The 15,623-nt window shown below is 47.0% G+C and carries 17 protein-coding genes; 10 read left to right on the top strand and 7 right to left on the bottom strand.

Annotated features, from left to right (window positions below):
• Positions 1–135: 135 nt before the first annotated feature.
• Positions 136–393, bottom strand: coding sequence for a BrnA antitoxin family protein (locus EDC16_RS12375; RefSeq protein ID WP_132968159.1), 258 nt, complete (start codon positions 391–393; stop codon positions 136–138).
• Complete coding sequence (locus EDC16_RS12950) at positions 344–628, bottom strand: BrnT family toxin (protein WP_198362754.1); 285 nt, start codon at positions 626–628, stop codon at positions 344–346. The genes EDC16_RS12375 and EDC16_RS12950 overlap by 50 nt, the downstream gene beginning before the upstream one ends.
• 175 nt (positions 629–803) lie before the next feature.
• On the opposite strand from EDC16_RS12950, the gene djlA reads away from it, so the two are divergent.
• The 10 genes from djlA to tadA all read left to right on the top strand — a co-directional run bounded on the left by djlA (position 804) and on the right by tadA (position 11,049).
• The gene (gene djlA, locus EDC16_RS12365) at positions 804–1,661 is read left to right on the top strand and encodes a co-chaperone DjlA (RefSeq protein ID WP_132968158.1); all 858 of its coding nucleotides are present in this window, start codon (positions 804–806) and stop codon (positions 1,659–1,661) included.
• On the top strand, positions 1,661–2,272 hold the full coding sequence (locus EDC16_RS12360) for a DUF2238 domain-containing protein (protein ID WP_132968166.1): 612 nt from the start codon (positions 1,661–1,663) through the stop codon (positions 2,270–2,272). Before djlA ends, EDC16_RS12360 begins: the two co-directional genes overlap by 1 nt.
• Positions 2,272–3,222 (top strand): tRNA dihydrouridine(16) synthase DusC, encoded by a 951-nt coding sequence (gene dusC, locus EDC16_RS12355; protein WP_132968165.1) that lies wholly within the window; start codon positions 2,272–2,274, stop codon positions 3,220–3,222. Before EDC16_RS12360 ends, dusC begins: the two co-directional genes overlap by 1 nt.
• A gap of 9 nt (positions 3,223–3,231) precedes the next feature.
• The gene (yjjG, locus tag EDC16_RS12350) at positions 3,232–3,912 is read left to right on the top strand and encodes a pyrimidine 5'-nucleotidase (protein ID WP_132968157.1); all 681 of its coding nucleotides are present in this window, start codon (positions 3,232–3,234) and stop codon (positions 3,910–3,912) included.
• Positions 3,909–4,307 (top strand): pyrimidine dimer DNA glycosylase/endonuclease V, encoded by a 399-nt coding sequence (locus tag EDC16_RS12345; RefSeq protein WP_132968156.1) that lies wholly within the window; start codon positions 3,909–3,911, stop codon positions 4,305–4,307. The genes yjjG and EDC16_RS12345 overlap by 4 nt, the downstream gene beginning before the upstream one ends.
• 1 nt (position 4,308) lies before the next feature.
• The gene (gene yjjX, locus EDC16_RS12340; RefSeq protein WP_132968155.1) at positions 4,309–4,839 is read left to right on the top strand and encodes an inosine/xanthosine triphosphatase; all 531 of its coding nucleotides are present in this window, start codon (positions 4,309–4,311) and stop codon (positions 4,837–4,839) included.
• A gap of 284 nt (positions 4,840–5,123) precedes the next feature.
• The gene (gene pnp / locus EDC16_RS12335) at positions 5,124–7,253 is read left to right on the top strand and encodes a polyribonucleotide nucleotidyltransferase (protein WP_132968154.1); all 2,130 of its coding nucleotides are present in this window, start codon (positions 5,124–5,126) and stop codon (positions 7,251–7,253) included.
• Positions 7,254–7,326: 73 nt separating this feature from the next.
• On the top strand, positions 7,327–8,235 hold the full coding sequence (gene nlpI, locus EDC16_RS12330) for a lipoprotein NlpI (protein ID WP_232517248.1): 909 nt from the start codon (positions 7,327–7,329) through the stop codon (positions 8,233–8,235).
• A gap of 251 nt (positions 8,236–8,486) precedes the next feature.
• The gene (locus EDC16_RS12325) at positions 8,487–10,355 is read left to right on the top strand and encodes a DEAD/DEAH box helicase (RefSeq protein WP_132968153.1); all 1,869 of its coding nucleotides are present in this window, start codon (positions 8,487–8,489) and stop codon (positions 10,353–10,355) included.
• 193 nt (positions 10,356–10,548) lie between these two features.
• Positions 10,549–11,049 carry a tRNA adenosine(34) deaminase TadA gene (gene tadA, locus EDC16_RS12320; protein WP_132968163.1) on the top strand — a complete coding sequence of 167 codons (501 nt, stop codon included), beginning with the start codon at positions 10,549–10,551 and terminating at the stop codon, positions 11,047–11,049.
• A gap of 14 nt (positions 11,050–11,063) precedes the next feature.
• Here tadA and EDC16_RS12315 read toward each other — a convergent pair whose 3' ends face one another.
• The 5 genes from EDC16_RS12315 to EDC16_RS12295 all read right to left on the bottom strand — a co-directional run bounded on the left by EDC16_RS12315 (position 11,064) and on the right by EDC16_RS12295 (position 15,622).
• The gene (locus EDC16_RS12315) at positions 11,064–11,447 is read right to left on the bottom strand and encodes a PTS sugar transporter subunit IIA (protein WP_132968152.1); all 384 of its coding nucleotides are present in this window, start codon (positions 11,445–11,447) and stop codon (positions 11,064–11,066) included.
• Positions 11,448–11,464: 17 nt separating this feature from the next.
• Entirely contained in the window at positions 11,465–13,255 is a 1,791-nt protein-coding gene (locus EDC16_RS12310) for a glycoside hydrolase family 35 protein (protein WP_132968151.1), read from the bottom strand.
• 158 nt (positions 13,256–13,413) lie between these two features.
• The gene (locus EDC16_RS12305) at positions 13,414–14,256 is read right to left on the bottom strand and encodes a PTS system mannose/fructose/sorbose family transporter subunit IID (protein ID WP_132968150.1); all 843 of its coding nucleotides are present in this window, start codon (positions 14,254–14,256) and stop codon (positions 13,414–13,416) included.
• Positions 14,243–15,136, bottom strand: coding sequence for a PTS mannose/fructose/sorbose/N-acetylgalactosamine transporter subunit IIC (locus EDC16_RS12300; protein WP_132968149.1), 894 nt, complete (start codon positions 15,134–15,136; stop codon positions 14,243–14,245). The genes EDC16_RS12305 and EDC16_RS12300 overlap by 14 nt, the downstream gene beginning before the upstream one ends.
• Before the next feature lie 12 nt (positions 15,137–15,148).
• On the bottom strand, positions 15,149–15,622 hold the full coding sequence (locus tag EDC16_RS12295) for a PTS sugar transporter subunit IIB (protein WP_132968148.1): 474 nt from the start codon (positions 15,620–15,622) through the stop codon (positions 15,149–15,151).
• Between the last annotated feature and the right edge of the window lies 1 nt (position 15,623).

Here is a 15,623-nt window from a genome sequence, read left to right as displayed (position 1 = left end):
GGGAGGCGGCTTTAACATCGGAAACTCCTTAAAAGGCTTTTCCTTATTAGATCAAAGTCCTAGCAAAATGTCTAGGACTTTGTCAGCAGTCTGAAGCAGCCGAAAGGCTGCTTTTTTTAGTTGAACTAATTAATGTTATGCTGGCATATTTTGGCGTAAGACCTCATTAATCCGAGTCTGCCAGCCTTTTCCTGTGGCTTTAAATGCTGCTAATATATCGCTGTCTAAACGTAATTTGATCGCTTGTTTCGGATTGTCTATGCGTGGTCGTCCACGTTTTATCAGTTGTGCACCTTGGTATAAATCGGCTTGTTTAAAAAATGTGTCATCAAGCTCTGGCGCATCATCGGGATCGACCCAAGTGTTGTTTAAAACGTTGTTGTTCTCTTTCATTTGCTTTCCTCATTGAAATAATACGACGCTTTTGATTGCGCCAAGTCCAAACAATAACGACAAGGCGCTCTGCCAGCATGCCGATAGTGATGTAACGTATTTCACCATAATCTTGTCGCGAATCTTCGGCGGTAAAATGGTGACCACTAAAAACCTGTTTGGCTTGTGCAAAATCAAGCCCGCGCTGTTGTAGTGTGTTATCTCGTTTAAGGTGATTATATTCAACATCTGTCAAATTAATGTACCCCCATTAATTGATTAAATCAAGTGCTATGTAGCTTAATCAAATGGCGAATTAACCAACACTACGCATAATAAGGTTTGGAATATTGATCGCAAAACTTCCTTGTTTCTAAGCGTTGCCGATTCAGGTAAAATAACCGCACTTTGTTTGACGACTGGAAAGAAAGATGAATTTTATCGGAAAAATTATCGGTTTTATTCTCGGCTACCGTTACGGCGGTTTCTGGGGGGCAATTTTTGGTGCGGTGTTGGGGCATTTTGTGGATAAAAAAATCTATGAAATGGGTAGTGTCAGCTCCTCATTTTTTAGTAAAACCTTGACCCGGCAGCAGCTTTTTTTGCAAACCACCTTTGCGGTGATGGGGCATCTGAGTAAAGCCAAAGGGCGGGTGACACAAGAGGATATCCAGCTGGCGCAAGCGTTTATGAGCCGTTTGAATCTGGATTCCGCGGCACAGCGCATGGCGCAAGAGGCTTTTAGTCGTGGTAAAGACGCTGATTTTCCGATCCGCCAAGTGATTCGTGAATTTCGTGTGGCTTGCGGCCGTCGCCCGGATTTGCTGCGGATGTTTTTGGATATTCAAATCCAAACCGCACTTGCGGATAACCATTTGGATCAAAACGAAAAATCGCTGTTGTCGGTGATTGCCCAAGAGTTGGGGCTGTCGCAAATGCAGTTTGAACAAATGATGGCGATGATTTACGCCTCGCAACAATTCGCTTCCGGTGCACAATATCAGCAACAAGGTGGACAGTATCAGCAGCAGGGCGATTATCAAGGCGGACAGCCTTACCGCACTTCCGCTGCGGATAATCTGCAAGCGGCATATCAGGTGCTGGGTGTGGCTGTAACCGATGATCAGCTGAGCGTAAAACGGGCTTATCGCAAACTGATGAACGAGTATCACCCGGATAAACTGGTTGCCAAAGGCTTGCCGCCGGAGATGATGGAGATGGCAAAAGAGAAAGCACAAAAAATTCAAGCTGCCTACGATCTGATTTGTAAAAGCAAAGGTTGGAAGTGATGGATCAACACCGCTGGTTTCCGCTCTGTTTAGCCCTGTTTATTGTTGCAGTCGCGATTTGGTCGGGGATAGCACCGCACTCAAGAGCAGTTTGGTATGCGGAAGTTGCGCCGATTTTTGTGGTGTTGTTTGCTTTGCTGGCGACCTATCGCTTATTTCAATTCAGCAATCTTGCCTATTTTTTAATGAGCCTATGGATGATTTTGCATCTGGTCGGCGCACATTATACTTTTGAGCAGGTGCCGTTTGACTGGGGCAGTCGTTTGCTGAGCGGTTGGTTGGGCGAAGGGCGCAACCATTTTGATCGTGTGGCGCATTTTATCATTGGTTTTTACAGTTTCCCGATGGCGGAATGGTTGCTACGCCGTAAGTTGTGCGGACCAATTTTAGCCGGTTTCTTCTCGTTATTTTTTATTATGAGCATCGCAGCAAGTTATGAAGTCATCGAATGGCAATATGCAGTGATCGCCGGTGGTGATGACGGCACTGCGTTTCTTGGTTGGCAAGGTGATGTCTGGGATGCGCAAAAAGATATTTTAGCCGACACCCTCGGTGCACTGACCGCACTTGCCTTGTTTTATCTGGTGCGCACTGATAAAAGAGCGCTATGATGCGGGTTATTTTAGCACCAATGCAAGGCGTGCTGGATCCGTTCTTGCGCCACCTATTAACTCAAGTCAACGATTATGATCTGTGCCTGTCGGAATTTGTGCGGGTGGTTGATCAATTGTTGCCGAAAAAAGCGTTTTACCGTCTTTGCCCGGAATTACAGCATGGCGGTTATACTCAAGCCGGGACACCAGTGCGGGTGCAGTTGTTGGGGCAGTTCCCTGATTGGCTGGCAGAAAATGCACAAAGAGCGGTGGAACTGGGATCGCACGGGGTTGATTTGAACTGCGGCTGTCCGTCGAAAACGGTGAATAACAGCCAAGGTGGCGCTTCGTTGCTGAAACAGCCTGAGCTGATTTATCAAGCCACCAAAGCGATTCGCAGTGCATTGGGCAAACAGCATCAGGTTAGCGTCAAAGTGCGGTTGGGTTGGGACAGCGACACGGCGGCGTTTGAAATTGCCGATGCGGTGCAGCAGGGGGGCGCGGATGAAATCACGATTCACGGACGGACCAAGACGGACGGCTACCGTGCTGAGCGCATCAACTGGCACAAAATCGGCGAGATTCGTCAACGTTTAACGATTCCGGTGATTGCCAACGGCGAAATTTGGAACTGGCAGGACGGACAACATTGTCTGGCGCTGACCGGTTGTGAGGCGCTGATGATCGGGCGCGGCGCGCTGAATATCCCCAATCTCAGCCGTGTGGTGAAATTTAATCAACCGAAACTGGCTTGGCAGCAGGTGCTGCTGCTGTTGCAGCAATACGTTAATTTGGAAAACCCTGATGATCGCGGCTTTTATCACGTTGCCCGCATCAAACAGTGGCTGCGTTATCTGGAAAAAGCGTATCCACAAGCCGAGCAGCTGTTTCACATCATTAAAACCGAATGTGGTTATCAAGGTTTAAAGGCAGAAGTGGAGCGCCAGACCGCACTTTCTCTTGTATAGGAAATAAAGTTGAAATATCAATGGATCTTTTTTGATGCCGACGAAACGCTGTTCTCATTTGATTCGTTTCGTGGCTTACAACAAATGTTTGCGCAATATGATGTTGAATTTACTCAACAGCATTTTGCCGATTATCAGACGGTCAACCAACCGTTGTGGCAGGCCTATCACCAAGGCAAAATCAGCGCCGATGAATTACAAACCACACGTTTTAACCAATGGGCGCAACATCTCAGCCGCCAGCCGAGCGAACTCAATCAGGCTTATTTGATTGCCATGGCCGATATTTGCCAACCGTTAGACGGCGTCGAAGCAATGTTGCAAACTCTGTCTGAAAAAGTGCGGTTTGGCATTATTACCAATGGTTTTAATGCGATGCAGGATCTACGCTTGCAAAAAACCGGGTTGAAACCGCACTTTGAGTTTGTGCTGGTGTCGGAAAATATCGGTTTGCCGAAGCCGCATCACGGCATTTTTCAACACGCCTTAAACCTAGCGGAAGTCGATGATAAAAGTGCGGTCTTGATGGTGGGCGATACGCTGGAAACCGATATTCTCGGCGCACAAAACAGTGGTTTGGACACCTGCTGGCTCAGCCACGGCAAAACGAATGATACCAATATTCAACCGACCTACCAAATTGCTAATATGGAGCAACTAGTCCAAATTGCACAAGGGGGGCAAAGATGACTCGAATCAATGTCGTACCAGTCAGCGAGTTGTGCGATCAACATCTGCTGGCAGAACACCGTGAACTAACACGAATTCCCAATGCGGTCGCTAAAGGCAAATATAATTTGGATGGACAGCCCGATGATTATAAGTTGGGCACCGGGCACGTTAAATTTTTTATGAATAAGCTGACCTTCCTGCACAAGCGTTATCAAGCGCTACATCAGGAATGTCTGGCGCGTGGTTTTAATGTCAGCAACCGCTGGGCGCAAGATCTGCCGTCAACACCGGAGCTATGGTTAGATTATGTACCGACCGACAATGCCTTATGGCTTAACCGGGCTAGAATTGCAGAACGTATGCCGGTAAAAGCCCGTTTTACACCACATAAAATGCCAGAAAGGGTAGAGTAATATGCAGATTGTGATTGCCTCGACCAATCCGGTGAAAGTCAATGCGGTCAAAACTGCCTTCTGCCAACTGTTTCCAGACCGCACTTTGCATTTTGAGGCAATGCCGTCCCAGTCCGGCGTGGCGGAACAGCCAATGAGTATGGCGGAAACCAAACAAGGCGCATTTAATCGGGTGCAGTTCTGTCAGCAACAGTTACCAAATGCGGATTTTTACCTGGCGATTGAAGCCGGAATCGAACATTTTGATTACGGAGCCGCCACTTGTGCTTACATTGTGATCAGTGATAACCTGCGGTTTTCAATCGGGCGCAGCGCCGAACTGCCGATTCCGAATGTGATTTTTCAACAATTAAATTCGGACACCGAGCTAGGCACTATTATGGATCGGTTGTTTCAGACTGAAAATATCAAACAAAAAGGTGGCGCAATGAGCCTGCTGACCAACGGCAATGCCAGCCGTGAAAGCGTCTATGTGCAGGCGATTATTTTGGCGATGGCACCGTTTTTACATCAAAAATTGTTTTGTACTTAACGGGATAGTCTCGTGGTTTGCGCTTGGCTGAATAAAGAGAATCTTTGCCGATTCGGATAAAGTATTAGCATTCTTATAAAAAATATCTGTATAATAAGCAGGCTTATACTCTTTGTCAGCGTGCGGCTATCAAAAATGATCTCTTTTACGTTATTAAAACGGTTGTGTGAAAACCATTTTTTATCCCCATTCTTTGCTACTCTAAACCCGATTGCAGATTATTTTTGCTAGTCGCAATAAAGAGATGAGCATCATTTAACGAATTATTTTAAAAGGAAAATCTCGTGACTCCAATTGTTAAACAATTTAAATACGGTCAGCATACCGTAACTCTAGAAACCGGCGCGATGGCGCGTCAGGCAACGGCTGCTGTGATGGCGAGCATGGACGATACTTCGGTTTTTGTGACTGTGGTAGCGAAAAAAGAAGTGAAAGCCGGCCAGGATTTCTTCCCGTTAACGGTTAACTATCAAGAACGTACCTATGCCGCAGGGCGTATTCCGGGCGGATTTTTCCGCCGTGAAGGCCGTCCTTCTGAAGGCGAAACCTTAATCGCACGTTTAATTGACCGTCCGATTCGTCCGCTGTTTCCGGAAGGGTTCTATAATGAAATTCAAATCGTAGCCACCGTGGTTTCGGTCAATCCGCAAATTTGCCCGGATATCGTGGCGATGATCGGTGCTTCAGCGGCGTTGGCGTTGTCTGGCGTGCCGTTCAACGGTCCAATCGGTGCGGCGCGTGTCGGATTTATCAATGATCAATTCGTGCTGAACCCGACCATGGCGGAACAAAAACACAGTCGTTTGGATTTAGTGGTTGCCGGAACGGATAAAGCGGTTCTGATGGTAGAATCTGAAGCAGATATTTTAAGCGAAGAGCAAATGTTGGCGGCGGTGGTGTTTGGTCACGAACAACAACAAGTTGTGGTCGACAATATCAAACAATTGGTGAAAGAAGCCGGTAAACCACGTTGGGATTGGCAAGCGCCTGCGGTCAATACCGCACTGGTGAACCAAGTGAAAGCGTTGGCAGAAAGCCGTTTGGGCGAAGCCTATCGTATCACCGAAAAACAAGCGCGTTATGAGCAAGTCGATGCAATTAAAGCGGAAGTGATCGCAACATTGTTGGCAAATAATGAAGATGAAAGCGTCAATGAGAATGTGATTGCCGATATTTTAGGTGCATTGGAAAGTGATGTGGTGCGCAGCCGCATTTTAGCCGGCGAACCACGAATTGACGGACGTAGCGTCGATACGGTGCGTGCCTTGGATATTTGCACCGGCGTGTTGCCGCGTACCCATGGTTCGGCAATCTTCACCCGTGGTGAAACCCAAGCGTTGGCGGTTGCCACTTTGGGAACTGAGCGTGATGCACAAATTATTGATGATATTACCGGCGAGCGTACCGATCATTTCTTGTTCCACTACAACTTCCCTCCGTATTCCGTGGGCGAAACTGGTATGATCGGTTCCCCGAAACGGCGTGAAATTGGCCATGGTCGTTTGGCAAAACGTGGTGTATTGGCTGTGATGCCTAGCATTGAAGAGTTCCCGTATGTGGTGCGTGTGGTGTCTGAAATCACTGAATCGAACGGTTCTTCTTCGATGGCATCGGTGTGTGGGGCTTCTTTGGCGTTGATGGACGCCGGCGTGCCGATTAAATCAGCCGTTGCCGGGATTGCGATGGGCTTGGTGAAATCCGACGATAAATTCGTAGTCTTGTCCGATATTTTGGGTGATGAAGATCACTTGGGCGATATGGATTTCAAAGTCGCCGGCACCAAACAAGGCGTGACCGCACTTCAGATGGACATCAAAATCGAAGGGATCACCGCTGAAATCATGCAGATCGCATTGAACCAAGCTAAAGGTGCCAGAATGCACATTTTGGGGGTGATGGAGCAGGCGATTGAAGCGCCACGTGGCGATATTTCTGATTTTGCACCGCGGATTCACACCATGAAAATTGATCCGAAGAAAATCAAAGACGTGATCGGTAAAGGCGGTGCGGTGATTCGTTCCTTGACCGAAGAGACCGGCACCTCCATTGATATTGCCGATGACGGTACCGTCAAAATTGCTGCAACCGATAACTCTGCCGCCAAAGCTGTGATGCTGCGCATCGAAGACATCGTTGCCGATGTGGAAGTGAACCGTGTTTACACCGGTAAAGTCACGCGTATCGCTGATTTTGGTGCATTCGTCGCCATTGTTGGTAACAAAGAAGGTCTGGTGCATATTTCCCAAATCGCTGCGGAACGTGTGGAAAAAGTGACAGATTATCTGCAAGTCGGGCAAGAAGTTGCGGTGAAAGTGGTTGAAATCGATCGTCAAGGCCGTATTCGTTTGACCATGCGTGACATCAACCAGGGACAAGCCGACGAAGTGCAGGCTGCCGAGTTGGACGCTGAGTAATAAAATATTCAAGCCGCGAAATTTGCTGTATGATTAGCAGCGCGGCTTGAGTTTTTATCCAAGGGTTATGAGCATGAAGATCGCCAATAATATGATGAATTACACAAAATCACTTTGTGTGCTGGCATTTTTATTGCTGGCGGCGGCATGTTCAATGCGTCCGACTATTCCGCTGATTTCCGACAAAAATGTGACCTTGGCTGAACAAAATCCATTGCTGCATTTCGATCAAGAAGTGATGATTGCACGGATCAGCCAGGTGTTACTGGTAGGAAATTTGGCAAAAAATGAGCGAGCGTCGTTACATTTTGAGCGTGGAGTACTATATGACAGTTTGGGATTGTGGGGATTAGCCCGTTATGACTTTACCCAAGCCTTGATGTTGCAACCTAAGTTAGCGGCGGTTTATAATTATTTAGGGCTTTACCTCTTGTTGGACGGTGACTATGACGGCTCTTTAGATGCGTTTAATGCAGTGCTGCATCTGGATCCGAATTATGAATATGCTTATTTAAATCGCGCACTAAACTTCTATTACGTTGGTCGTTACGGGCTAGCGCAACGCGACTTTTTAACTTTTTATGAGGCGGATCCGAGTGATCCTTACCGCACTTTGTGGTTATATTTGAATGAATTGAAATATAAGCCTTATGAAGCAAAACAAAATTTGGCGCAACGGGCGAAAGGATTGTCCAATGAATTTTGGGGCACCAATATCGTTCATTACTATTTAGGTGAATTGTCTTACGCAGAATTACAGAAGAAAATTGATAATTTTGCCGTGCCGTATTCGCCGCAATATGCCGAAATTTTAACTGAAACCTATTTTTATCTTGCAAAACAACAACTCAATCTGGGGAAGGTTGACGAAGCGACAGCTTTGTTTAAGTTGGCTATGGCCAATCAAGTATTTAACTTTGTTGAGTATCGTTTTGCCCTGTTCGAACTTTCACATTTACGCTTGAATAATGTGCAAGAGTGAGATCGAACATTAGCGGTTGTATTTGATACGAACTAAGTTAATAAACCGTCTTGATTGGGATTGTTTTATCACCGATTGCGCTGCCGGGTTGCATTAATTATTCGGCAAAATGGTATTAAGGTGAATCATTTCTCAGCGGTACGAATCTGCCCCAGTGCAGGATGTCGTACTGGACGCATTCTATCACGCAACAATTTATCACTATCTGCGGTCTTAACATGATAAGCCGCTTTGCTACTATTGAGTAAAAAATGACAGAACAAACTACTTTAACCTTTAACGATTTGGGCTTGCCTGAATCATTGATTTCCGCTGTAACGGCTATGGGATTTGTAAATCCGTCACCGATTCAGCAAATTTGTATACCGCACTTGCTAAACGGCCGTGATGTGCTGGGCATGGCGCAAACCGGTAGCGGCAAAACCGCTGCGTTTTCATTACCGCTGTTGGCTCAGATCAATGCCGATATTCGCACGCCGCAAATGTTGGTGATGGCACCAACTCGCGAATTGGCGATTCAAGTAGCCGATGCTTGCGAACAATTTAGTAAAAACATCAAAGGCTTGAATATTGTTACCCTGTATGGCGGACAACGTTATGATATTCAGTTGCGTGCCTTACGCCAAGGTTCACAAGTCGTAGTGGGTACGCCGGGACGGATTTTAGATCACATTCGTCGTGGCACCCTGAACTTGTCCGAATTGCGCTTTATGGTGCTGGATGAAGCGGATGAAATGCTGCGTATGGGCTTTATTGACGATGTCGAAGAGGTTATGAGCAAACTACCGGAACAACACCAGACCGCACTTTTCTCAGCCACGATGCCGGAACCGATTCGCCGCATTACCCGTCGTTTTATGCGTGACCCGCAAGAAGTGAAAATTCAGGCATCACAGCAAACGCTGCCGGATATCACTCAAAGCTGTTGGTATGTCAACGGCGTGCGTAAAAACGAAGCGTTGTTGCGCTTCTTGGAAGTGGAAGATTTTGATGCAGCGATTATTTTTGTGCGCACGAAAACCGCAACCTTGGATATTGCCGAGCTGTTGGAAAAACACGGCCACAGCGCCGCAGCGTTGAACGGCGACATGACCCAACAACTGCGCGAGCAAACCCTAGACCGTCTGCGTAACGGGCGGTTGAATATTTTGATTGCGACCGATGTGGCGGCGCGCGGTTTGGATGTTGAGCGCATCAGCCTGGTGGTCAACTACGATATTCCGTTGGATGCAGAGTCTTACGTACACCGCATTGGGCGTACCGGTCGTGCCGGACGTGCCGGACGTGCGTTGTTATTTGTTGAACCGCGTGAAAGACGTTTGCTGCGTAATGTTGAACACTTGATGAAAAAGCAGATCGATGAAGTTGAATTGCCGAATCACAAAACGTTGGAAGCTTGCCGTCGTGAGAAATTTAAGCAACAAATTTCTACCCAGCTGGAGCACCATGACCTAGAAAAATACCGCAGTTTGCTGGAAGATATGTTTACCGCCGATCAAGATCATGAAGATTTGGCGGCGGCGATGATGATGTTGCTGCAAGGTAAACAAAAATTGATTCTGCCACCGGATCCGGTGATTAAAGCCCGTCGTGAGCGTCAAGAAAATCCACGCTCGAGTGATAGACGTGGACGTGGCGATGCTCGCGGTGATGATCGTGGCCGTCCGGCACGCGAACAAACCCCAATGGATTTATACCGTATCGAAGTCGGGCGTGCCGATGGGGTGGAAGTGAAACATATTGTCGGCGCAATCGCTAACGAGGGCGACATTGACAGCCGTTATATCGGACACATCAAACTGCACGATGACTATTCGACAATCGAATTGCCGAAAGATATGCCGAAAGAGTTGTTGCAACATTTTGGTAAAACTCGAGTGCTGAATAAACCAATGCAGATGCGCTTTGTTGAAGAGGTGAAAGGCGACGGCGGTTTCGGTGGCCGTGGTGAACGCAAAGGTGGTTTTGCTCGTGGCAAAAGAGAAGGCGGTTTCCGTGACGGTGGACGCAGTGACTTCCGTGGTGGACGCGGCAATGATCGTTTCCAAGAGCGCAATGATCGCAGCGGCAAGCCAAGTTTCGACCGCAAACCACGTCGTACCGGACGTAGAGAAGGGTAATCCCTCTTATTTTTAACCGAGATTTCTGAAGTAGGGGTGGATTATATATCCACCCGAACCGCACTTTGCATTTTACCTTTATAGATTGAATGCTTATATCGTACTTCGTAAACGGGCGGATATATAATCCGCCCCTACTTTTAGCAGAGAAATCTCATATTTGTCTTTTGTTAGTTGCCAAATTGAGATCTCCATGACCGCACTTGAACAAGATCAATACTTTATGCAGCGTGCACTAGCGCTTGCCGATTATGCCGAATCGCTGGGCGAAATTCCGGTGGGTGCGGTGTTGGTTGATGAGCACGGGCAAATTATCGGTGAAGGCTGGAACGCTTCCATTTCAAAACACGATCCCACTGCGCATGCTGAAATCGAAGCGATTCGACAAGCGGCAAATGCGCTGCAAAATTATCGTCTGCTCAATACTACGCTGTATGTGACGCTAGAACCCTGCACGATGTGTGCCGGAGCGATTTTGCATAGCCGAATCAAACGCTTGGTATTCGGCGCCAGTGATCACAAAACCGGCGCAGTCGGTTCACGCTTTCATTTTTTTAATGATTATAAAATGAACCATTTTCTCGAAGTGACCAGCGGTGTATTGCAACAGCAATGCAGCGAAAAACTGAGTAACTTTTTTCAGCGCCGCCGAGCCGAAAAGAAAGCACAAAAGTGTGCTGCTGTGCAGGAATAGGCGACACCGCTGTGTTATTCATCATCTTCTTGTTGTAGCTGCCGTAATTGCAGGGCTACATCATAAATTTGTTGACGGGCAGTTTCGATCAGCTCGTCACAACTGCCCTCACTCACGAGGCTGATCACCATCGGTAAATTCATACCGCTATACAGTGAAGTGCGGTCGAGGTAGTGCATCGCAACATTACAGGGCGTGCCGCCCATGATGTCGCACAACACCACCGTTTTACCGCTAGTGTGGCTTAAAGCCAGTTCGAATTTTTGTTTGAAGTCGTCGCTACCTTCATGCGGATAAAGACAGACGCTCTGGGCGTTTTCGATTTTGCCGAGAATCATTTCAGCGGTTTCCAGTAGGCTTTTAGCGAATTCACCGTGACTGATTAAAATAATATTCATATTTTCTCCCATAGTTATTATAAATTTTGGCTGGTTAAGGTTTTATAAATCGGTTTATCGCTGAATCGAAGTGCGGTCGGGCGTACGCCTTCAGTTTCAAATACGATAATACTGTTGTCGCCTTGCTGTAAATATGGCGCCGGTAGATAGAGATAGCAGGTTGGTCCCTCTGACCAATAGCGTCCCAGATTTTTGCCGTTGACGATGATTACGCCTTTGCCGAGTGTGCTGGTGTCAATAAAGCTGTCTTGTGGTGCTTGCTCAAGGGTTAATTTAAATTGATAAAAAGAGGGATTGGCGGAGTTGGAGGAGCCGCTAAAATCAATCTGGTGTAGTTTGGTAAAATCTAAAACGTACTGTTGCCAACCGCTGTGAAAATGTAGATCTAGCACCACACCACCGCTGATCCCCTTGCGCTGTGTCGGCGCAAGCATTTTACCGCCGTAATTCACTCGCCCCATATTTTCCACCAATAAATCCAACTGGAAGCGATCATTCGGGGTTTGCAACATAATATCTGCGCCGATTTCATGTTGATATTGGGTGGTGACTTTTTGCTGATCGTTGAACACTTGCACCCGATCACGGGCTTGATAAATCCGCAATTTCAGTTCGTCGCTGTGGCTGTCGGCAAATGTGCGGTAGAGTATATAACCATGATAATGCCCCAACTGCTCCATATTTTGCGTGTGCGGACTGTCATGGCGGAAACTGATTTTGTCTAAAGTGCTGAACAGTGAAACTTCCTGTTGCAACGGCAAATCGGCATAGCGGAAAAAGTGCGGTAACAGCGGTTCACAAATCGGGCTGGCATCGGGATACTGTTTCAGTACTTGTTGTAGCAGATAAAATTTTTGTGACGGTTCGCCCCATTCGCGGATCGGCGCGTCGTAGTCGTAGGAGGTTACTTGCGGCAAATCGGTGTCGCCGCGCGCGGAGCAACCGCTCCAAAAACCGAAATTTGTGCCGCCTTGCAGCATATAAAAGTTGATGCTGGCGCGATCTAACAGGGCTTTGCTACAAGCGGCAAGATCTTGTGCGTCGCGCGTAATCACGGGTTCTTTCCAGCGATTAAACCAGCCGTCCCAAAACTCCATGCACATCAATGGAAAAGTGCGGTTGTGACGGAGGAAATAGAGCTGTAATTGGTCTAAATTTTCATTGCTACGTGAGCCGAAATTGCCAGTCGGCAGAATGTCGTCTTCGATTAATGCGCCGGCTTCCAACGCGTTTTGCCACGCGCCGTCAGAGGTGAACAGCGGCACATCGACCCCGTTTTCCAGCATGATCTGTCTGATCGCGCGTAGGTAATCTTTGTCATTGCCGAATGATCCGTATTCGTTTTCGATCTGCATCATAATGATATTGCCGCCGCGCGTGATTTGATAGGGCGTGACCAATGGCAATAGATGATCGAGATAGGTTTTGACCGGCGTTAAAAATTCAGGGCTGTTGCTACGAGGGCGTAAATTTGGAATGTTCAGCAACCATGCAGGCAAACCGCCAAATTCCCATTCGGCGCAAATATACGGCGACGGGCGCAAAATTATATACAGCTCAAGCTGTTGTGCAATTTGGATAAAACGGACTAAATCAGCGTTGTCGTCAAAATAAAATTGATCGGGCTGTGGTTGATGCAGGTTCCATGGCACATAGGTTTCAACGCTATTACACCCCATCGCTTTCAAATTATACAAAGTGCGGTACCAATAATCGGGAACGATACGGAAATAATGGACTGCGCCGGAGATAATTTTAAACGGCTTGCCGTGCAGTAGAAAATCGTGTTCGCCAATTTGAAAGGGCATACTTTACTCCTTAAAATTCAGAATCGACGATCACGCCGTCCATATCAAAAATAATGGCTTCTAACATATTACCCTCGTGGTTTTAAATTCAATTAACAAAGGTTGTTGTAAAGACAAAACACACATCGCTGTGTGCTTTGTCTTCAAAGTGCGGTTGATTAACCTTTTGCCAGTATGCCGAGCCAAGAGAATAGAATACACAAGGCAATGATGATCATAATGGCTTTATTGGACGACATTTTTGGTCGCCCCAACAGCCAGTAGATAAAGCCGACCACTAACGCAGGCACTAATCTTGGCAAAATCAGATCTAAGTTAGCTTGCGCCGAAACCACTTTTTCACCGATGGTTGCCACATAAGGAACAGAGACGTTCACCATGGTGGCACACATCACCCCGACAACAAACACCCCCAATACCGTAGCGGCGTTGGTTAAGGCATTCAGTTTATGTCCTAAGGTGGTGACAAGATTGACCCCTTCGCGATAGGCGATTTTCAGTTGTACCCAACGGAAGATCATGGTGGCGATGGCGACCATCACCCACAAACCAACTCCCAGTGGGTTGCCGCCGATTGCCATCGTCGCAGCAATTGCCCCCATAATGGCAGGCACTAGTGAACCAAAGATGGCATCACCAATGGCAGCGAATGGCCCCATCAAGCCGGATTTTATCCCGGCAACTGCCTCAATTGATTTCTCGCCTTCTTTCTCCTCCAATGCCAAGTCGATTCCTTTCACAATTGTGTTGAAGAATGGGCTGGTATTGAAAAATTGGTTGTGCATCACCATCATTTTTTTCAGTTCCGGCGAATTATCACCATACATTTTACGCAGTTGTGGCAACATAATCCAAAGATAGCCGGAACCCTGCATCCGCTCGTAGTTCCAACCAAGTTGGTTGAAAAATAGGCTTCGAGTATTGATTTGACGAAAATCGGCATCAGTCAATTTATAATTTTTCGGATTACCGATAGTGTTATTGAAATTAGAGTTCGTCATCTTCGATTTCTCCTGTAGCAGATGTGGATTTTTTAGCTGAAGTGTTGCTGTCATTGTCATTAACACTGCGTTGGTAAACCATTACGGCGAAAGCAAAACCGATAGCTGCCATTGCCAGCATTGGCAGACTGTTGTAAGAGCGGCCGAGTGAACTTGGCAGCAAGCCGTCTAAGGCGTTGCCGATTGCTGCGACATTACCGAACAGCGTGATTAGGATTGCGGTTAATGCAAAGCTGAGAATCAGATAAGCAATATGGCGTTTTGTCGGCAGATAGCGTAATAAAATCGCAAAACCCAGTGCCGGTAGCACGCCACCGGCGAGTGTTAAACCGTCAGCAATAATTTTTAAAATACCAGACTGCATCGCAGAAACTAATGCCTCGACCAATGGACCGCCAAATACTAAAGCCAAGAAAATCGGCAGGGCGCGCGACAATCCCCATGCGATGGCACCACATAGATAGTTGATATTGATGGCACCGTAAGCGTGGTCATTGATATTTTTATCGATTCTGTGTGCGAAGAACACATTTGACATCCGTGCCAGAATATCGGTGTAGACCATTAACGCAGCAATTGGTACGGCAAGGGAGGTGAGTGCCAGTTGTGGATCCATGCCGACGGCAATCGAAAATGCGGTGGCGATAACCGTACCGGAGTTGGCATCAATCCGTGAAGCACCGCCAAATGTACCGACACCCAGCACAGTCAGTTGCATTGAGCCGCCGATTAACAGACCGGTTGTCATATCGCCCATAATTAACCCGGTCACTAAGCCGGCAAATACTGGTGATCCGGCACTGGAGACAATGGTCAGTTCATCTAAGATTTGATAAAACGCATAGATGGTAATTAATAGAATTTGCCACCATTCAATCATGATTAATACCCCTTATAAAAGTTTCATTAAGTTAATTTTTTCTTCATTGGGCACCATTTGTGCGGTCAGAAAAATGCCTTTTGCAGAAAGTTGTTGAAATACGTGAATATCGTTATCGGTGATATTGACGGATTTTTTTATGGAACGGGTATGCTCGGTTTGCGACATGTTGCCGACATTGATTTCTGCTAGGGTTACGCCATGTTCGACAAGTCCGAGTAAAGTTTGAGGATTGCGGGTGATCAGTAATACGCGTTGTGAATCGTAGCGTCCGTCGTTGATATTTTTTGCGGCTTTTTCAATGGTCAACACACTTAAATTGACACCGGCAGGGCAGGCTAAACGCAGCCCCGCTTTGTCGATATCATTGTTTGCGGCGACTTCATCCACCACCATAATACGTGAAATATTAAGATAAGAAGTCCAGAGGTTAGCTACTTGACCGTGAATCAGACGTCCATCAATTCGGGTATGAATAATCGCCATG

Source organism: Testudinibacter aquarius, from assembly GCF_004342725.1.
GTDB classification, from domain to species: Bacteria; Pseudomonadota; Gammaproteobacteria; order Enterobacterales; family Pasteurellaceae; genus Chelonobacter; species Chelonobacter aquarius.
The sequence above is the reverse complement of the archived record's forward strand: the minus strand, read 5'-3'. Positions and strand labels throughout refer to the sequence as shown.